This is a genomic window from Mechercharimyces sp. CAU 1602, from assembly GCF_024753565.1.
Classification (GTDB): domain Bacteria; phylum Bacillota; class Bacilli; order Thermoactinomycetales; family JANTPT01; genus Mechercharimyces.
Genome location: NZ_JANTPT010000001.1, coordinates 1,066,210 through 1,086,605, shown reverse-complemented (window position 1 = coordinate 1,086,605; position 20,396 = coordinate 1,066,210). Strand labels below are relative to the sequence as shown.

General features: G+C 40.4%; 16 protein-coding genes and 1 pseudogene. 8 read left to right on the top strand and 9 right to left on the bottom strand.

What is annotated here, in order from left to right; genetic code table 11:
• The first annotated feature begins 194 nt into the window (after positions 1-194).
• Entirely contained in the window at positions 195-2,225 is a 2,031-nt protein-coding gene (locus NXZ84_RS15085; RefSeq protein WP_309495617.1) for an SBBP repeat-containing protein, read from the top strand.
• 327 nt (positions 2,226-2,552) lie between these two features.
• On the top strand, positions 2,553-3,077 hold the full coding sequence (locus NXZ84_RS05685) for an SRPBCC family protein (RefSeq protein WP_258839292.1): 525 nt from the start codon (positions 2,553-2,555) through the stop codon (positions 3,075-3,077).
• Positions 3,078-3,174: 97 nt separating this feature from the next.
• Here NXZ84_RS05685 and NXZ84_RS05680 read toward each other — a convergent pair whose 3' ends face one another.
• The gene (locus tag NXZ84_RS05680) at positions 3,175-3,981 is read right to left on the bottom strand and encodes an SGNH/GDSL hydrolase family protein (RefSeq protein WP_258839291.1); all 807 of its coding nucleotides are present in this window, start codon (positions 3,979-3,981) and stop codon (positions 3,175-3,177) included.
• A gap of 189 nt (positions 3,982-4,170) precedes the next feature.
• Between NXZ84_RS05680 and NXZ84_RS05675 the strand changes: the two genes are divergently transcribed.
• The 3 genes and pseudogenes from NXZ84_RS05675 to NXZ84_RS15205 all read left to right on the top strand — a co-directional run bounded on the left by NXZ84_RS05675 (position 4,171) and on the right by NXZ84_RS15205 (position 8,336).
• Complete coding sequence (locus tag NXZ84_RS05675) at positions 4,171-6,246, top strand: SBBP repeat-containing protein (protein ID WP_309495614.1); 2,076 nt, start codon at positions 4,171-4,173, stop codon at positions 6,244-6,246.
• 452 nt (positions 6,247-6,698) lie between these two features.
• A pseudogene (locus NXZ84_RS05665) lies at positions 6,699-7,856 on the top strand (S8 family peptidase); the annotation flags it as partial.
• On the top strand, positions 7,851-8,336 hold the full coding sequence (locus NXZ84_RS15205) for a discoidin domain-containing protein (RefSeq protein WP_396654031.1): 486 nt from the start codon (positions 7,851-7,853) through the stop codon (positions 8,334-8,336). The pseudogene NXZ84_RS05665 and the gene NXZ84_RS15205, both read left to right, overlap by 6 nt.
• Before the next feature lie 253 nt (positions 8,337-8,589).
• Here the strand turns inward: NXZ84_RS15205 and NXZ84_RS05660 are convergent, their stop codons facing one another.
• From NXZ84_RS05660 to NXZ84_RS05630, 7 genes are all read right to left on the bottom strand, one after another.
• The gene (locus NXZ84_RS05660; protein ID WP_258839289.1) at positions 8,590-9,387 is read right to left on the bottom strand and encodes a sulfotransferase family protein; all 798 of its coding nucleotides are present in this window, start codon (positions 9,385-9,387) and stop codon (positions 8,590-8,592) included.
• A gap of 172 nt (positions 9,388-9,559) precedes the next feature.
• Entirely contained in the window at positions 9,560-11,446 is a 1,887-nt protein-coding gene (locus tag NXZ84_RS05655; protein ID WP_258839288.1) for a RiPP maturation radical SAM C-methyltransferase, read from the bottom strand.
• A 50-nt stretch (positions 11,447-11,496) separates the two neighbouring features.
• The gene (locus NXZ84_RS05650) at positions 11,497-11,991 is read right to left on the bottom strand and encodes a hypothetical protein (RefSeq protein WP_258839287.1); all 495 of its coding nucleotides are present in this window, start codon (positions 11,989-11,991) and stop codon (positions 11,497-11,499) included.
• 468 nt (positions 11,992-12,459) lie between these two features.
• Positions 12,460-13,257 (bottom strand): ABC transporter permease subunit, encoded by a 798-nt coding sequence (locus NXZ84_RS05645; RefSeq protein WP_258839286.1) that lies wholly within the window; start codon positions 13,255-13,257, stop codon positions 12,460-12,462.
• Between the two features lie 12 nt (positions 13,258-13,269).
• A complete protein-coding gene (locus tag NXZ84_RS05640; RefSeq protein ID WP_258839285.1) occupies positions 13,270-14,067 on the bottom strand; it encodes an ABC transporter permease in 798 nt (265 codons plus the stop codon).
• The gene (locus NXZ84_RS05635; protein ID WP_258839284.1) at positions 14,048-14,956 is read right to left on the bottom strand and encodes an ABC transporter ATP-binding protein; all 909 of its coding nucleotides are present in this window, start codon (positions 14,954-14,956) and stop codon (positions 14,048-14,050) included. Before NXZ84_RS05635 ends, NXZ84_RS05640 begins: the two co-directional genes overlap by 20 nt.
• Positions 14,943-15,593: a TetR/AcrR family transcriptional regulator gene (locus NXZ84_RS05630; protein ID WP_258839283.1), complete on the bottom strand. Its 651-nt coding sequence runs from the start codon at positions 15,591-15,593 to the stop codon at positions 14,943-14,945. Before NXZ84_RS05630 ends, NXZ84_RS05635 begins: the two co-directional genes overlap by 14 nt.
• A 306-nt stretch (positions 15,594-15,899) precedes the next feature.
• Here NXZ84_RS05630 and NXZ84_RS05625 point away from each other — a divergent pair, with 306 nt between their 5' ends.
• From NXZ84_RS05625 to NXZ84_RS05615, 3 genes are all read left to right on the top strand, one after another.
• Positions 15,900-16,586, top strand: a complete 687-nt coding sequence (locus NXZ84_RS05625; RefSeq protein ID WP_258839282.1) for an IspD/TarI family cytidylyltransferase — start codon at positions 15,900-15,902, stop codon at positions 16,584-16,586.
• Between the two features lies 1 nt (position 16,587).
• The gene (locus NXZ84_RS05620) at positions 16,588-17,295 is read left to right on the top strand and encodes an SDR family oxidoreductase (protein WP_258839281.1); all 708 of its coding nucleotides are present in this window, start codon (positions 16,588-16,590) and stop codon (positions 17,293-17,295) included.
• Positions 17,296-17,401: 106 nt separating this feature from the next.
• Positions 17,402-18,727: a CDP-glycerol glycerophosphotransferase family protein gene (locus NXZ84_RS05615; protein ID WP_258839280.1), complete on the top strand. Its 1,326-nt coding sequence runs from the start codon at positions 17,402-17,404 to the stop codon at positions 18,725-18,727.
• A gap of 23 nt (positions 18,728-18,750) precedes the next feature.
• On the opposite strand, the gene NXZ84_RS05610 is transcribed toward NXZ84_RS05615, so the two are convergent.
• Positions 18,751-20,352, bottom strand: a complete 1,602-nt coding sequence (locus NXZ84_RS05610) for an alkaline phosphatase D family protein (RefSeq protein WP_258839279.1) — start codon at positions 20,350-20,352, stop codon at positions 18,751-18,753.
• Between the last annotated feature and the right edge of the window lie 44 nt (positions 20,353-20,396).

The following is a 20,396-nucleotide window of genomic DNA, read 5'->3' as shown; positions in this document are numbered from 1 at the left end:
GCTAAATAAAGATTTGGATATAAGAACCATTATTCGTTAAGGTGAGTGATGATGGCACCGATCGATTGTGGTTTTTTTGAATCGCATAATGTTGTTATATAAACAATATAAGGAAATAAAATGAATAGATGGAATTATTATTCAGTGGGTGAGGAAATCATCTATTGGGGGGATGAAAATTGAAAAGCATCCATATGAATAGATCGAAAACCCTCTTGTTCCAGCCGATGGGAGATACTTATGCTACAATTGGTGAGGGCCATTGCTATATATTTGACAAAGGGGGCGTACAGTTTTTTATAAATGGAGTTTCTGAACTTATGCTACGGTTTGTAGGTGCACACGAGGAAGTTGTACCTAAAGGAGTAAGTCAGAATGAGCGAGGGTTTCAGTCTGTAGTCTACAAGGATATTTGGCAGGGAATCGATGTCGTATTTTATGGACAAGGGGAACAATTGAAGTATGATATGATGGTGTACCCAGGTGCCAATATTGAGAATATCTGTTGGCGTTACGAGGGTGGAGACGATGTTGTATTAAGTGAACAAGGAGATTTATTGGTATATTCGAAAAAAAGTATTCTTCGTGAAGGCAAACCGTTAAGTATCCAGTTTACAGATAAAGGGAAAAGAGAGATAGAGACACGTTTTCAGCTTTATTCAGATGGATGTGTTGGATTTGCCGTAGAGCAAGAGTATGATCCCACGAAGGTACTCATGATAGATCCACTTGTTTTTTATTCTACTTATTTAGGAGGATCCGGCAATGATCGGGGGCTTGGTATTGCAGTCGATGAGGAGAAGAGTGCCTATGTGACTGGAACGACATCTTCAACTAATTTTCCCGTAACATCAGGAGCATTTCAAACTCAACTTGCGGGTGGCCTTATAGATGTATTTGTTAGTAAATTTAATAAGCAGGGAAACCTTCTCTATTCCACTTACTTAGGAGGATCTGATTCTGATTCTAACGGTGGTATCACGGTGGACTCATCAAGAAACGCCTATGTAACAGGGAGGACAGAGTCGACGGATTTCCCGATAACTTCAGGTGCTTTCCAGACTTTTTTACGCGGGAGCGCATCGGCATTTATTACAAAGCTGAATGAAACAGGATCCACACTTTTGTATTCTACTTATCTAGGCGGCGCCAGCTTCGATACTGGGGAATCTATTGCTATCGACGAAAATAATCGCGCTTATGTTACAGGTAGTACTAGTTCCTCAAATTTCCCTATAACCTCAGGTGCATTTCAAACGCAGTTAGAAGGTTCGTCAGACGCCTTTATAACCAAACTTAATGCGACGGGATCCACTTTATTTTACTCTACCTATTTAGGTGGAAATGGAGTGGAGCGAGCACTGGGTATTGTAGCGGATACCAGTAATCAAGCTTATATTGTGGGTAGTACATCATCTACTAATTTCCCGACAACAGTAGGAGCATTTCAAACTGTACTAGGCGGAGGAAGAGACGTCTTCGTTACTAAGATGAATGCTACTGGCACCAGTTTGATTTATTCTACTTATCTCGGTGGATCAAGTAACGATGATGGAAATGCCATCGACTTGAACGATGGCTATGCATATGTAACGGGATGCACCCGTTCTACTAATTTCCCAACGACGAACAACGCTTTTCAGACTATAGCGTCGGGGGCTCAAGATGCTTTTGTTACGAAATTTAATCCGGCGGGGAGCAATATAGTTTATTCTACTCTTTTAGGTGGGACGGAAAGAGATGAGGGCAATGGAATTGCTGTAAACTCGTTTGGGATGGCTTGGGTGATAGGAAGTACTCAATCGACAAATTTCCCAGTAACTTCAGAAACATTTCAAGATAGTTTGTCAGGTGATAGTGATGCGTTTATTACCTTGTTAAGTTATACAGGTCAAGGGCTCTCCTTTTCTTCGTATTTAGGAGGCAATAGTGATGATACTGGTAATGGCGTGACGGTGGATCGAGACGATATTGCATATGGTATAGGTGAAACAGAATCAAATGATTTTCCTGTGACCGACGGTGCTTTCCAAACTGAATTTGGGGGTGGTGCTCAAGATGCCTTCCTGATAAGAGTAGGAGAGCAGTTTGGGGCCACTGGTCCAACGGGAGCTACTGGTCCAACAGGAACTACCGGGTCACAAGGACCGAGGGGGCCGAGAGGGAGGAGAGGACCGAGAGGGGCTAGAGGAGCACGAGGTATTGGTGGGGGTATGGAAGGTTAGATCTATAATTCCTATTCCAGAAGATGAGTTACTACTTGCAGTCCTCGAGAGGAAAAAACCGTTCACTGGGAGTTTAATAACGGTTATGCGTTTCTAAGCACATCCACTGGTTTAATAGAAGAGGAGAAAAGAGATCGCGAAGGTTGGATTAAGCGAATACATGAAATGACCCAAATTGATCCCACTGTGATTCGTGAAGGGTTGGTTGTATACATGGATATGAATATCGGGGAGGGTGAGTACTACACGCAAGGAGTTTTCGCAAAGATTGAAGAATAGTATTACAAAGGAGGAAAGCTCTCCATAATGATAGAGGAGGAATTGGGGATGTCGGCTGAGGGAGTAAAAAAAGAGATGGTATCAAGTACAGATGGACAGGTATTAACTATTGAGTATGAGCTGAATGCTCCTAAAAAAGTGGTTTTTGACGCTTATTCTAACTCTGAAAACTTAGCTAGCTGGTGGGGTCCGAAAGGGTGGAAGACTGAAAACCTCACATTTGAGTTTAAGCCTAACGGAGTGTGGCATTATTGTATGCGATGTGTTGATCAAAGCCAAGGAGAATATTATGGGCAAGAGTCCCGCGGTAAAGCGGTGTATCAAGAGATTGTTCCAGATGAGAAAATCATCTATACGGATTCATTTGTAGATAAGGAAGGAAACCCTCTTGATGGGATGCCAGAAATATTTGTTGCAATACACTTTGAAGACGATGGTGATGGAACAAAAATGACGATGCGCTCTGAATTTGCTTCGAGTGATATTTTGCAACAAATGATTGATATGGGCATTGAAGAAGGGTGTGCATCACAATTTAGTCGCTTAGATGATTTTTTGGAAACAAAAATGTAAGATTTAATGCTATGCAAATACGAAAGAAAGATGAGTTCCTCATGGTGAGGAGCTCATCTTTCTTTCGTTACTTACTATCTTATGAAAGCCCTTACATTTAACGAGAAAATTTATCATATCCTAAGGAGCGGAAAGATTTTGCAATTTCTTTGTGACCTTTGTCATTTGGATGTAGTCCATCAATAAAGATTAACCCTGATTTTATTGGGTCTTCTTCCTGAGATGCACCATTAAATGCTGTGTACACATCTGCCATTTGATACCCCATACTTTGCTTCTCCTCGATAAATCGATTCATTTCATCTAAGTAAGGTTTGAAAACTTCAAATCTTGACATTGTGCCATCATAACTTTTTGCCTTCTTATCTTCTGCAACATAAGGATTGTACATATTCATCGTCTTTAAGTTAGATGTTTTGCCATCTCTTAGCTCGATAATTAGTTCGGTCGCCTCAACCCAATCTGATTTTAAATCGATGAGTGCGGCCCGTAAACAATCTTCGTTGTCAATGCCACCGCATGTACCTTTCATGTATTTGTTACGTGCTTTTCGCAAATCGTTTCCACCAATGTTCCAGGTGACAACATCGCCATTTCGTACAGCACTACGTATAAATTTATTATTTTTAAGTCCATCAATTAATTCATCACTTTGCCAACCACCCACACTTCGATTAACGACATAAACGAGTTTATTTGTGTCTTTCATCATGTGATCTCGATAGCGTGGCCCATAACCTTTAAATGCACCAAAACCCAAGCCGATGGAGTCCCCTATAACCGTGTATTGTACGATTTTTTTGTTTGTTTCTGCTCCCTCTGCATGTACCGCATCTAGACTCCCCACAACTGTAAGCGCAAACAATAGGGTGAAGATGATTCCAACTCGGAGCCACTTTATCATACATAATCCCCCTTTAAAATTTGAATTCTCAATCATCTTAACATTTAGTGATTAAATATTCAATGTTATTTCTCTATTTTTATTTAATCTGTTAGAAGGTAGAGTATGCGGATGATGCTCATGAAGATGAACATCATCCGCTGGATGATCATAGTCTAGATCGAGATAGTGATTTAAGGAGATGGAGGAATGGGTATGTATGGTGAAAGTAAAGGGAAAGGTAATCGCTTAGAAAGTGATCAAGCTAGATGGTTTTTGGAGTGTGGTATATGGGTGGATTTTCTTTCTCGTGGAGTTCAAATAAGTAATCAAGCAAAAACGATCTGTACTCTTCGCTTCTTACAGGGTTGTGACCACATGTATCCACAAAAATCATCTGGAAACGGATCGAAAGATACGATTACCTATTCAAAAGTATGGCCAGGTATAGATGTAGTATTTTACAAGGAAAATGATGCACTGAAATATGACTTCATTTTACAACCAGGGGCACAAATAGATTGTATACGACTTGAGTATGACGGTGGAAAAGAGCTATTTCTTGATGAGGCAGGGAACTTAAGGGTGATAACTGTAAATGGAATCATACATGAAAAGAAACCCGTTAGCCATCAAGGCGAAGGTGAGAAAAAGCGGTTTCTTTCTACTAGATTTGATTTACACTCAGATGATCAGGTGATTGGTTTTAAACTCGAAGAAGAATACGATTCCACTAAAGTACTTACCATTGATCCCATAGTATTTTACTCTACTTATCTCGGCGGAACAGAATTTGATAATGGGCTCGGAATTGTAGCTGATCAGGATGGAAATGCTTTCGTGACAGGGAATACAAACTCAACTAATTTCCCTGTTACATCGGGTGCTTTTCAAAGTATGGTAACATCGGCTGAGAGCATTGAAGCATTTGTTAGTAAAATAAATGCGACTGGAAGTTCACTTATTTACTCCACTTATTTAGGAGGAAGAGGGACGGATAGTGGACAGGGAATTCGTGTTGATACCATGGGTAATGCTTATATCATTGGAAGAACAAGTTCAACAAATTTTCCCGTTACATCAAGCGCTTTTCAAACCATGCTACGAGGGACTTTGAGTGCATTTATTACAAAGTTGAATGTTGTCGGAAGCTCTCTTGTCTACTCTACGTATTTGGGTGGAGGTGGGGTCGATAACGGAGCGGGGATTGACTTAGATGAGAATAATAATGCTTATGTAACTGGAGATACCAGCTCTACAAATTTCCCTCTAGTCACAGGTGCTTTTCAAACAGTCCTTCTTGGAAAGGAAGCCGCGTTTGTCAGTAAGTTGAATGTAGCGGGTACTTCTCTTATATACTCTACTTATTTAGGAGGAGAAGAATTCGATGGAGGAACGGGCATTGCAGTAGATTCTAGTTTACAAGCTTACATCGTTGGAGCGACAAATTCAGTCAAATTCCCAGTAACGACAAATGCCTTTCAAACTATACTTGCAGGGAACAGCGATGCTTTTGTTTCGAAACTAAACGCATTAGGTACCTCCCTTATATATTCCACCTTTTTGGGAGGAAGTGAAAACGACGGAGGTAATGGGATAGATCTTGATGGTGCCAATCATGCTTATGTAACAGGCTTGACTAATTCAAAAGATTTTCCCACCACAAATAATGCTTTTCAAACTCTTCTAGCTGGATCAAGTGATGTGTTTGTCACCAAACTAAATGCAACTGGCAGTGCTTTGGTCTATTCCACTTTTGTAGGTGGAACAGATAGCGATGTAGGAAAAGGAATAGCTGTTGATTCATTTGGATCTGCTTGGGTCGTAGGGGAAACCGTTTCATCTGACTATCCGGTCACTTCAGATGCTTTTCAAGATAGTATTTCAAATTTGACGGGGTTAGATGAGGCGTTTATTACACAAGTTAGTTTTTCGGGTCAAGGGCTCATTTTCTCTTCCTATCTTGGAGGGGTTGATACAGATACGGGCAGTGCTGTTACTGTTGATAGTGATAATAATGCGCTTATGACGGGTTCAACAGGCTCATCAGATTACCCGGTCACCTTTAATGCGGTTCAAACCCAATTGGCTGGTGGATTTGATGCCTTCGTTCTCAAAGTGGGGGAATTGATTTCTGTTGGACCAACGGGCCCGACTGGTTCAACGGGACCAACTGGATCAATGGGAATAACGGGACCATCAGGCGCGCGCGGACCAAGGGGAAGAAGAGGACCGAGAGGCCCACGTGGCCCACGCGGGACAGGGGAAGGCGAGTTTGATGTATGATTTACTGAAAATTTGAAACCGATGGTTTTTGGCATTTGCAGATGATTCTTGGTTTATGATCGTCAGGATAGGAGGTTGGTTTCTGCTCCCTCTGCATGTACCGCATCTAAATTCCCCGCAGTTGCAAGCGAAAACAATAGGGTGAAGATGACCTCAACTTGGAGCCACTTTATCATATATAATCCCCCTTTAAAATCGAATTCGAATTCTCAATCTCTTAATATTTATTGATTAAATATTCAATGTTATTTCTCTATTTTTTTATAGTCTGTTTGGTCTGCAATCATATAGAATTCAACTATGAACTTGTCACACTTGCTAACATTTTTTCATAATATAGAGTTGGTTGTCGATTTAAATCGATATATACCAATGATTCGAATAGATAATTTGTGAAAACAAATGCTTTTCTATTAAAAAATATACCGGAGGTGCTATTTTTGAAACACTTAATGTGGATATTTAGTATGCTTTTGGCGATCAGTATGGTAATATCCTCTTCTGTTGGATTTGCATCAGATTCTAATCGTTCAAAAACAGAGCAGTCTAAACAAGAATCTAGTCAAATCATTATTAAGTTTAAATCGGAAGTGTCTACGAAAATAAGAACACAATTACACGAATCAGAGGATTCAAAGCTTATTTCTAGAAACCAGTCGTTACATTTTGATGTTGTAGAAGTAAAGAATCGAACGGTTCAACAAGCAATAAAAGATTATGAAGGCATGAAAGAAGTAGAATATGCTGAGATAAATGGGCACTATAAAGCGCTTTGGACTCCTAATGATCCTCTCTATTTGTCTGACCAATACGGACCACAAAAGATGGAAGCCGAGGATGCGTGGGATATTACGAAGGGAACGAATGATGTTGTTGTCGCTGTGTTAGATACAGGCGTACAGACGGATCACCTTGATTTACAGGGTAAGGTACTACCAGGATACGATTTTGTTAGCAATGATGATAATGCTTACGATGAACACGGTCATGGAACTCATGTAGCTGGAACCATTGCAGCTGTGACAAATAATAATCGGGGAGTAGCTGGTGTAGCTCCCGAAGTAAATATTCTGCCTGTGCGCGTATTAAATGCATCAGGTGGAGGCACTTGGGCTCAAGTAGCACAAGGAATCATTTATGCAGCAGATCAAGGAGCAGAAGTATTAAATTTAAGTTTAGGTGGCGGTGGTGGTTCTCGATTAGTAGAAGATGCAGTGAAATATGCCTGGTCTAAGGGGTCTGTTGTGGTTTGTGCTGCGGGGAATTCAGGGGGTACTTCTCCTATATATCCAGCATACTACGAAAATTCCATTGCAGTTGCAGCGACAGATTCTAATGATCGTAAAGCTTCCTTTTCCACCTATGGGGACTGGGTAGATGTATCTGCTCCAGGAGTTTCTATCATGTCAACTACACTTGGCGGGGGGTATGGGAAGAAAAGCGGAACTTCAATGGCGTCCCCTCATACAGCAGGAGTAGCAGGTTTACTTGCATCACAAGGATTAGGAAATGTGGAAATTCGAAATGTGTTAGAAAGTACTGCTGACGATATTCCTGGAACAGGAACGTACTGGACTTACGGACGAATCAATGCTTTCGAATCTGTGAAAGTACATGCGAATCCGGATGAACCAAGAGAGATTCCAAAAGAAAATTGGTCTCTTGTCTTTACTGATAGTGAAGAAACCGTTGCTGAAGACGGGAGAGCTGTAAATGTTTTCGATAATAATCCTAATACCTTCTGGCATACAAAATGGCAGGGACATCCTGATCCTTATCCCCCTCATGAAGTTCAAATCGATTTAGGGTCTCGGTATGAAATGAATCAATTTAGCTATTTGCCACGCCAAGATAATTCAGATCATGGCATGATAAAAGAATACGAGATTTATATAAGTGACGATCTAACTGATTGGGGTACCCCTGTAGCTTCAGGAAGCTTCAATTTTGATAAAGAAGAAAAAGTGATAGAAATCTCCCCTGAAACAGGGAGGTATCTAAAATTAGTAGCATTATCTGAAAAACATGGTCAACCATGGACTTCAGCTGCAGAAATTTCCGTTTGGGGAATAAATGCTACTAGTAAGTAAAGAGCTGAACTACTGCGATTTACAGGGCTATTAGAGGAGTATGTAGCAAGCTTCATGTTTGATTAATACAGATTTCAAATTAAAAGTCATCTGCATTGGTGCAGATGACTTTTAATTTCTGTCGTCTAGTCTCCGTCATTCCGGACAGCAGTGGGTCTAATGCCGACAAGCGCAATCTTGGGCAGGGAATGTATGAGAAATTATGATCAATTTATGATACGTTTTCGCGATACTCCATATAGAGTCAGTCACCTCAATCAATCATTGGCTTTAATGGGTATCGATAGATTTCGAAGTCTATGCGATATATTTTTTGAACCAATGCGATCGCTTCTTGATCATAAAATGATCGATAAGCAGGAATTATCTCTGGGAGGGAATGAGGTGTATTTTTCTGAGTAGCTAAATGATCGTTCATTTTTGAGACAGGTTTTCTCTTTCTATGATGATGGGATTGAGCGAGGCGCATTATCGGCGATTGTTTCAATTGGTGGATCCGCTCGAGTTTTCTAAGCTCTTGCGAGAGGTTTTCCAAATAGATATAGTCTCTTACCCACTTTTTTTCTCCCTCCATAAATTGTCGTGATATATGAGCATCTATTACATGCTTGCTTGGTCCTTTATATTTAACGTAGTACAAAAACTCTTTGAATGAGATTCCTTGTTGGCTTATCTCCTCTCCGTTAATATATTGATTCATTTCCCGCCACTCTACCCTGTGTTGACAAGCATGAAGGTACGAACTAACTGCTCTTGTATAGGGATTGCGAACCAATTTATATGATTTCTTCACCCCACTAGATAAACTTTCCTTAAGCTCCTTCAGGTAATGCGGATTTTTTCCGTAGTAAACGCCCCGATACCGATGAATCCATGGATCATAACGCAAAGCTGTATCAAGAAGACCTATTTGGTAGAAAAACCATTTGGTAATTGTCGTACACCCACTTTTCGGACTCCAAAATATAACGAGGGGTAAGTGTTTGTTATACAAAGGACGATTCAATTGAAAAAAGGGTAGGTGAGTCTTTCTTTTCAACCCTTGCAACATTAACACCCCTTTCTAATCCTATGAAATAGATCATCTCGATAATTAGAAATGATCGATCATAATATAGTATGAGAAAATAGAAATTATGGAAGTGTAGAACACCATGAAAAGTGGATTCTTGATTCCTAGATAGGACAAAAGAGGAGGGGTGCTGATGAATTCAGCTAGATAGTCATCGTGGGGAGGAACCATGCTCTTGAAGCAGGTCGAGCATTTCATCGGGTAAAGAATATATACCCTCTGGGATCGCTAAAGCGAGATAGCGCCCACCTTCATGTAGGGCCCATCCTTTAGCAACAAATTCGTCCAATTTGGCTTCTATCTGTTCTACTGTAATGGTTTTTTTTGCACTTTGAAACATCGGGTGAACTCCACTGGCCGTTTTGATATCATCCACACTTTGATAAAGTTCAGCTTCCCATCCATATAAGTCGTAGATATCTCCGTCTGCGTTTGTACGGTTATCAAAAAAACGGATACCATTAGGGATTTTCACGAAACAGAAAAAACAGGAGTCATATTTCTCTTTCCATGAATAAACAGCTTTTTGTAGCATTTGCGTATAGGAAGACGGTTGACGTTGATCATCATATTCGAATTCAAAGTAATACGCTAGTTTTTCCCTTTCGGCATCGGTTAGCTCTGAGTAAATGTATTTGTATACCCGATTGTATTTCACATTGATTATGCCATGCTGTGCAGAGTAGTCAAAATAAGGACTGAATCGATCTAAGCGAAAAGAAGCACATGCTAATGGAGGGTGAAAGTGAACCAATTTAGGAATCATCTCTTTCCCTATGTGTTGGTAGTCCGCTGGATTTTCTCCAGGAAAGCCAAAGAGAATATTCCACGCAGGTGTGATTCCGAACTCTTCACACCACTTCAATAGACGAACGTTTTGTAACATCGTAATCCCTTTTCTCATCCTTTTGAGAACGTCGGTAATTAAACTTTCAATGCCAGGTTGAATGGAGGTAAATCCAGCTTTCTTTATTAAATCCAGCTGCTCTCGTTTGATATTTGCTTTCGTTTCATAAAATAGATCTACTCCGAGATCCAATTCAATTAACTTCGGAATAAAGTCTTGAAAATATTTATAATCTATGATGTTATCTACAGCAGCCATGCTTGTTGTATGCTCGTGGTATTTATTGCGGAGGGTTTCAATTTCCTGAATCGCTCTTTCTGAATTTTTGCTTCGAAAGCGCATATTTAATCCATTTAATCCACAAAACGTACAATGGGATTTTTCACCCCACCAGCATCCACGTGAAGTTTCAAAAGGGATGACTGGTTTTAGCAAAGCGGATAAGCCAGCATCACAGAACTGCTCGAAGTAGTCCGTGTAGTCTGGATAAGGTAGTTGATCGAGATTTGTTACCATATTGGCTTTGTGGGGGGAGGGTTTATCTGTATTGACAGGCGTAAGGATACCTGGTATATCATCTGTGGAGCCATTGCTTGCGATCCGATCAACTAATATAGGAAAGGATAGATCTCCTTCTCCTTGACAAATAAAATCGAGAAAGGGAAATGCCTTGATCATGGCTACTCCCATAGGCCCCTCGCAATTAGCTCCTCCAATAATAACTTTTTTTTGCGGCCACCTTTCCTTGATTCGCTTGGCTAGTGCTAGAGAGGCCGCGTTTTGTTCGAAGACAGAAGTAAAGCCGATAAGATCAAAATCGATCCAGGGATAGTCATCGATGCAATCATCTAAATATATAGAGATTTTTTGCTTTATTTGAAGTAGATTTTCTGAAGAATAGATGGGGGTTCGATAACCCAAACGTTCTGGAATGAGTTTCAGATATTCCTCTTCTTTTTGCTTATTTGGAAAGAGAGAGGAGGAAAAGAGCCATTCCCCAATTAGTAATGAGGGGATGGTATTTGATATGTGGTTAAAAGTTGCAACACCAATGTAGTCAACGAGTTTCAGATTTAAGAAAAGATTTTTACATGAATGGCCTTGAAGTTCGACTTGGGATTTTAAAAGGCTAATTCCGATGGGTGGCCGATCTAAAGAGCCGAATGGCATGTTAACGAGTGCAATTTGCACTAATACACTTCCTTTCTGCGAGATTAAAGCAAGTGGTAATTTTAGTTTTGTTAGGAGGAGCGTTGAGATCGAATAACAGCAACAAATTCACCGGTATTTAAGATTACCCGGCGCAATCGATGATTAAGGGATAAATTACCTTGAACGATTAAGGACGCGGCTGGTCTACCTGATACATCATTAAAAAGTACAACTGCGCCTTCGCCTGCTTCTAAACGTATGAGAGGGAGCTCTCTTAATCCTCTGCCTACGGTGACCACGACGGATTGTCTAGTTAATTCGATTACAGACATACTTTGGGGGTTAAATGTTTGTAAATCAAAGGTTTGTACATTTCCAATACTAGCGATGATATCAGGTGAAACCATAGAAGGGAGAGGTGACGGAGCAGGTCCCGTAGCAGTTATCACATCATCGGTGCCACCCTGTGAAGGATCGGAGAAAAAATCCCCTATATTATCCGGATTAACAGTACCGGGGTCTGCTTTTCGTGGAAACTTCCTTTTCTTTTGTGCTAATTTCTTTTTACTAAAGTAATGGCTCAATCTACACATTCCTTTCTATTCGTTTAATACAGTATATGAATGTAAATAGTTACTGCTTGGATAGAAATAATAAGTAGACTATACAAAGTGAATTTAGACATATTTCCCTTGTACAGATCGTGAGGGAAGTATACCGATCCAAGTATTTTTTACTATATTTTTTACTATATAAGGTAATTAAGAGATTTATCGGGTGGCGTTATTGAAGAAAATTCATCTCAAGTGGGTATCACCTCGTTATAGGCGCTTATTTAGCATATAAGGAGGTTTATATCGTTTTAATGGTATAGGACGTTTTTTGAAATAAATGCTCTTAAAAAAGGAATATGAAGCCCGCTTTTTTCGATTCCGAATATATAACGTAACAAAATCATTCTTTTGTTACGTTAAGTGAATATAACGTAACTAAGTGCAAAATAAGAGGACAGAGAGCGGAAAATCCTCTCTGTCCTCTTATTTTGATTAACTTCATATTTGTAGATCACGTCTCTTATATAAAGAGTAGCTCCCAAGTATGCTCAGCACAATCACGATAAATGAAATAGTAAGAAAGAGTGGGTCTAAGGAGCCTTCGTTTAAGATAACTTTGGCTTCGAAGTATTTAAAAGGTGTCACGTAGCTCAGTGCTTCAAAACTTGGATTTAAATCAATAGCGATAGACAGGAGATAGCAGATAAGTAAGAGTGTTGCTCCGATGATGGTACTGCGTTTTAACCACTTTCCCCATGTAGCTATAGTAATGCCCAGTGTAAAGAAAATTAATTGTGTCAACAGCATTCCTATCATCAGCATTACAACATGCTTACTCGATTCTCCTTCGGTAGCAAAAACAGAGATGCTGATTACTGCCGTTATGGTGCTGGCTCCATTGAGGAGCAAGAGATTACATCCAGCAGCAAGCAGCTTATGTGTGAGTACACGACTGCGGGAGATCGGTTTTACCATAAGAAATTCTGCTGTTCGCTCGCGCTCTTCTTTTACAATCGTACTTGTGCCTAGTAAGACCGCATGGATCGTAGTAATCAAAATCAGATACGAAAATAACATCCCGAAGTAACCTGTGGCTGTGGATAGATCAAGTGTTCCTGTTCCTAAGATCGCTTGGAGCGATTCTGGCATCTGAGCGATCAACTCGTTCATCGACTCTCCTGTGCCCTGTAGTCCGCTATATTCACTCATTCCGGAGACAACCAGAGCACTTGCACCCAGACACCAGAAAAACAAAGCTTTCCATTTAGATTTTAATTCATGAAAAAACAAGCTCATTCCCCCACCCCCTTATACAGAATCAATATCTTTCTTTATATAGATTAGATAGGTTGCCGTAATCGTGGTGATGATAAAGCCGAGTTGAATAATGACAAATTTGAGTTCGTATGCTTTGTGTTTCAAAATATAGGCTGTATCATAATAAAGGAAAGGTGTGAAATAGGATAAGGCATCCTTTCCCATAGCAGATGCCAACATACTTAAGACAAAAAAAGAAAAGACAATCCCAAGTGAGAATGAAACCACTGCTTTTACTCGACGCAGAACGACGGATAAACAAATGCCGAAAGCAAAAAACATGAACGCTACCCATAACGAGCTACTGGTGATAAGTAGAAAAGTAGTTGTGGAGAACGACTCCTCCCCTACAACCATAAGAGTAAGCGCCGCCGCACCCATATAAATTGCATTTGTTAGTACAATTAATGTGATCGCTGCGAACAATTTGGCAGTCACAATGGTAGTGCGTGCAATTGGTTTTGTGAGAAGAAAATCAGCCGTCTGTTCACGTGCTTCCTTAGAGAGAATCGAGATTCCTAAATGCATCCCTTGGATCGCGGTACATAACACAATATATAGAAATACATAGGAATAGTAACCGAGGAGTGAAGTGATTGAATCAAGCGCGATCCCAAAAGCCGCTAAAAACTCGGGAGGATAGCCAGCTAATAATTCTTTAAAATCTTCCGCTTCTTTGGCGATAGCAGGATACATAGACATGAAAAATGCGATTAACATGGAAAGAGAAAGCGACCAGATGAGCGTGGCATTGCGGTGGGCTTTTAGCTCATGAAGAAAGATGTTCATCGCTCATATTCTCCTTTTGATAGTAATGCATGAAGATTTCCTCCAAATCGGGCTCCTCTATGCTGAGTGTAAGGATTTCTATTGCCGCCAACTTCTGCATGAGAGGATTAATATTACCTCGATAAAGGAAACTAATTACTTCCTCTTTCCTTTCCAGATTACTAATACCAGGAAGATCAAAAGATTCGAGTGCGGTATGGGAAACCGTTTCCAACTCTACTTTTTTGGGACTGTTCTCTTTCAATTCACTTATTTTTTCCACCTTGACCAAACGCCCCTCTTTTATAATCGCAACACGATCACAAAGCTTTTGAACCTCACTTAAAATATGGGAAGAGAATAATATTGTGGCTCCACGCTTGTTCTCCTCGCGTAATAAATCGAAAAAGGTTTGTTGCATCAAGGGATCAAGCCCGCTTGTTGGTTCATCTAGAATGATTAACTTGGGGGAATGTAATAATCCCTGCACGATTCCCACCTTTTTTTTGTTGCCAAAAGAGAGGTCATCAATCTTCCGCTCCAAATCGAGGTTAAGCGTATCGGCGAGATGTTGGATCCGTTGGTGACAATCTTTCTTATAGAAACTAGCTGAATAACGGAGTAAGTCTTTCACTCTCATGTTGTCATAGTAAAACACCTCAGATGGCAAATATCCAATCTCCTTTTTAATTTCCGGGGCAGATTGTACGATATCTTTGCCAAAAATAGTTGCGCTACCGCTTGTCGGATAAATGAGCGATAGCAAAGTGCGAATCGTAGTCGACTTACCTGCTCCATTGGGGCCAATAAATCCGAAAATCTCTCCTTCCTCTACATGAAAACTCACATCCAGTATCCCCCGCTCTTGTCCGTACATTTTTGTTAAACTGTTTAACTCAATGACGTTCATTGTCGCCTTCCCCCTCTTTATAAAAACAAGTACGAAACAGATCTAGAGATCGTTTTACTTCACCAAAAACGTCTTCATAATTAATCGTATGGGAAGAAGTTGCTCTCGCACGGCTGAAGTATTGGTTGCTTATTCCTTCGAGAGACCACACGATTACTTTTAAAGCTTGTGTAGTATCGATATCGTCTTTAAATAAACCGAGATCAATCCCGTTGTACAAGTACTGGTATCCTTGTTCAGTTTGCTGATTTTTCCGTTCCTCTAAATCCTTTTTAACATCAACGGCATCTTCGATAATCGCTCGTTCAAAAAAAAGAAACAAATGCGGATACCTCTTTAGAAGCCTTAGTTTGATGCGCATCGATTGCTCTAACCTCTTCAAAACATCAGGTTCATCTCGATCCAAGTAATTGTAAAAGTGACTGGACAGAAGTTCAAATCCGTAATCATACACATACAAGTATAGCTGCTTTTTATTATTGAAATAGTGAAAAAGAATTCCTTTTGAGATTGCCGATGCCTTTACTATTTCGTTAGTCGAAGCTTGAGCGTACCCCTTCAGAGAGAACTCTTTAATTGCGGCATTAAGTATCCTCTCTCGCTTCTTGTCGTCAATATTATTAAATTTGGTGAACATATGAGTAGCCCATCCTTCAGTTCTAATATTGCGATGATTTTCAAATTTAATTCCATGATACTCCAATTGACCACATTAGTCAATGGTGAATTTTTAACTCCTATTGATCATCAATGTGAAGCAAAGTATATTCCCTAGCGTAACCAGGAAAAATAGTTTTCATTGCGCCCGATTCTTGGTAAGATAGTAAGGACGTCTGGTGAATAAAGTTGAGTTGAGTGGTTTCTAAATGGGTAATTATAAGAAAATCAACACGAATCACCTTGATATTAGAAATCAAATCACACAAAAAAGAGGTGCAGTCTAGTGAAAAACGTATCCATGATCTTGCTTGCAGGCGGAATCGGTACGAGAATGAAAGTAAATACTCCAAAGCAGTTCTTGCAAATTGGTGGAAAACCAATGATCATTCATGTTTTGGAAAAGGCTGACCGTATTGATGCGATTCGGGAAATTATTATACCCTCTCCACATGCCTATATTGAACAGACGAAAGAGATGATTTCACGTCATTCTTTTGCCAAATCAATTCGCGTGATTGAAGGTGGTTCCACTCGTCAAGACTCAGTACATAAAGCTTTGGCGGAAACAAGTTCCCCATCTGTGATCATTCATGAGGCTGTACGTCCTTTTGTCTTGGTAGAAGAAATAGAAGCGCTAATTCAATGTCCAGACGAAAATGCCACATATGGGTTTGAAATTCCCTTTACGGTTTTACAAGGTAAAGAGTATATTGAAAAGAACTTGGATCGGAACGAACTCATTAACATACAGCTTCCACAAAAGTTTAATCGGGATCAGCTTTTAGCCTCCCATCGGCAAGCTATCACGGATGGATCTTCATTCACAGAAGATGTAAGCTTATTTTTCCACTATCAAAAGGGACAAGTTAAGGTAATGCCAGGAACAGAGTACAACATCAAGATTACGAGACCGATTGATCAAAAAATCGGAGAAGTCATCTATAAGGAATATATTTTAGGAGGCGAATAAGGTGAGAACGTGTATTATTACTGGAGCGAGTCGTGGTATTGGTCGTGCGATCGCTCTACAGATGAGTCAGCGAGAAGATATTGAGAATGTGATTTTAATCGCACGAAACGGTGAAGGGTTAGAAGAAACAAAGGCATTAATGAATCCGGAGAAAAACATCGAACTATATAGTGTTGATCTGGCCCATTTCGAAGAAATCCAACAGATTATCACTCAGATTGGGGAAAGATATGGTTCGATCGATTATCTTCTCAATGTAGCAGGCTATGCTGATCCCAAGTCTTTATTAGAAACCACTTTAGACAACTGGGAGTTAACCTATCGTATTAACGTCCATTCTGTCTTCATGATTACCCGTGAAGCAGTCAAATACATGAAAAAGAACGGCGGAAGCATCCTAAACGTAGCTTCGACCGCAGGGATGAGTGCACGCCCGGGTTGGCTCTCTTATTCTTCATCAAAGGCTGCATTGATCAGCATGTCTCATACCCTTTCCGAAGAGCTAGCGGAATATGGGATTCGGGTTTATTGTGTTTCTCCAGGAAGATGTGCAACCGATCTTCGCCGTGCTCTCGCACCTGATGAAGACCAATCTAAAATTATGCAGCCAGAACATGTGGCTGGTGTAGTAGATAACCTTCTCTCTGACAACGGCGTTTGTCTTGATGGACAAAACATAGTTATCCGTAAAGCAACACAAGTAAGATAAAAAATATACAATATGAGTTACTACTTATGGTAGGAGGACGTCCGTGACGGACGGCCTCCTCCTTCATATTATGCAGGTTGGTGAAGTTATACTTATATGAAAAAGGATGGTGACATCGATTATGTGGGAGTTACACAATAATACATCGCTTCTGTTCCTCCTGATCGGATGGGTACTGGGAATGATGATGGGAATTATTTTAAGTCCAAAGATACGAAAAGTGATACGCCTGCTTAAAGTATGGACAAGACGGTATGTAGGAGTAACGATATATAACTTGGCTCGCCTTTTTCCACGTGATAACAAACTTATTGTTTTTGGTGCTGAAAATGGGGGTGGATATCGAGGTAACCCTAAATATCTCTTTTTGCACATGAACACTGACTCGCGTTTTCGCTGTATCTGGGTATTAAAGAAAAAAGATGTCGTGGAGTCTTTACAAAATGAAGGAATTGAAGCATATCACTATCATTCATTAAAAGGTATTTATTATCAGTTGCGAGCACGAACGTTTATACATTCACACTCCATTCATGATGATTTTAATCGTTACTTATTGGGAGGGGCCACCTCAATCAATACTTGGCATGGTGTTGGACTAAAAAAAGTATGGGGGGCGAACAAAAACACGTTTACTTACAAAGCATTACATGATAAACGCCCTCTTATTCGCTTCATTAAGAGTCCTGTAGTAAAAACGCAAGTAGCCAAGGAAAATTATGTGATTTCGACTAGTGATGCTGTTTCATCATACTATCCAGAAACATTTTTAACTTCGGCGGATAATGTCCTCCCTCTCGGTCAAGCACGAAATGATGTCTTCTATATAAATTCGAATGAAGATGAAGCAGTCCCATCATGGATAAAAGAGAATAAGGTAATTACGTATATGCCAACCCACCGCCGTTTTGGTAAATTGGATGCGGACCTGAGCGTAATTATGGATTTAGAGGAGCTAGATCAGTTTTGTGAGGAGTACGGCTATAAGTTTGTTATTAAGCGACACATGTATAGCCGAGGAGAAATCCCCACACTGCGCCATGTGCATGATGTGAGTCAAGAGGGTATAGATCCACAAATGTTGCTCAAGTATACGGATATTCTTGTCACAGATTACTCTAGTTGTTACACCGACTATTTATTACTCGATCGCCCAGTGTTATTCTTCTGCTATGACTTAGAGGTATATTTGCAACAGTCTAATGAGATGTACTTCGATTACTTTGAAGTTACTCCTGGTTCACGTCCTACTACTTTTGCAGCATTTATGCAATCTCTCATTGAGATAGCAGAAGGTAATGACCCAATGCAATCAGAGCGAGCCCGAGTACGCGATATCTTTTATAGTCATGAAAATCAAATGCCTGTTGCTCAGAAGCAAGTAACTTATTTTTATAACCATATCTGGAATGTATCACCTCCACAAAAATAAAACAGAGCCGCCTGCGCTCTGTTTTATTTTTGTCGTTTCGCCCCTGCTTTTCCTGCATTTATAATATAACGAGCATGCGTATGGATCGGAGCATAAGGTTTACTCACATACGGAACAATGCGAAAATCGGTCTGCCATGATTGTTCCGTCAATTGACAACGGACATATCCACGCTGGTTATTACAGTAAAGTAAATGAGGGTTCTCTTTCTTGATCTTCTCTACCTGTGATAGGGTTTCACTGCCATCCCCTTCTGAAGTTATTGATGTGCCAACAAATTCAGTAGCTATAATGGCTGCATTGGCATCTTTGAAGTCTTCTTTAATATCACTAACCCAGTTGGAATGAACATCTCCAGTCAATACAACAGGATTATTTACTTTCTCATTCGACATATACTCTATTAAACGCTTGCGCGCATCCGGATATCCATCCCAAGAATCAGTATTAACTCTTCGTTTTCCCTGCTTTAATCGGATATATTGCGAGAAAAAGACTTGCTGAGCTAATACATTCCACTGGGCGGATGAACTTTTCAACTCTTTAAATAGCCACCGTTCCTGTTCGTTGCCTAACAATGTTCGTCCATCCTGCGGAATAGAATCTAGGGATCTCCATCCATCCCCTGGCTTTTGATCATCTCGATATTGACGCGTATCTAACAGATAAAATTGAGCTAATCTCCCATAGGTAAAGCTACGATAAATTCGCATCGTGTCTCCTTGGGGCTCTGAAAACAGACGGATCGGCATATTTTCGTAGTAAGCTTGATAGGCTGCCTTTCTTTTTAGTAAGAACGAACGCCGTGATCCTCGTTGCGGAATATCGCTTGCATAGTTGTTTTCTACTTCATGATCATCCCAGACTACTATCCATGGGAAAAGGGCATGTGCTTTTTGCAGATAGGGGTCTTGGCGATATTGAGTATATCGTTTGCGATAATCACTAAGTGTTTTACATTTTCCTCCCGAGTGTTTTCGAGCTTTACCCTCTCGTGGTGCCACTAATTGATTTGCTCCATATTCGTAAATATAGTCTCCCAAATGCAGGACAAAATCAAGCTCTTCCCGTGCCATATGATCAAAGGCAGTATAGTATCCATGCTCGTAATTTTGACAAGAAGCAAAGGCAAATGAAAGCGCAGAAGGCATTTCCTCTGCAGCGGGAGCTGTTTTCGTTCTCCCGATTGGACTTTGTTCATTCCCAGCTAAAAAGCGATAGTAGTATTCTCGATTCGCTTTTAATCCGCGTACATCCACATGTACCGCATAATGAAGATCAGGCCGGGCTACTGTGGTGCCCGCATGCACAATTCGTTTAAATCGCTTATCTTCCGCTACTTCCCAATGCACATCCAATGGATGGGAACGTAAACGTTCCATAGATTCACGATCCATTATAAGACGAGTCCAAATAATGATACCGTCTGGCAGTGGATCTCCAGAGGCGACGCCTACTGAAAAAGGATATGTAGAGAAATAAGGAATGAGTGAACGCTTCTGAGCTAGTATAGCAGGGGGGTGTAAAATGGTTGCCCCCAGAGACATCATCGCATACAAGCTCGTTGCTTTGAGAAAAGTACGGCGATCGATCGCCTTGTGAAGAATCTTTTCAAGTAAATTCATTCCTTGCCCCTCTCTACTGGAATCTCCTTCTTAGTGTTGGCAAA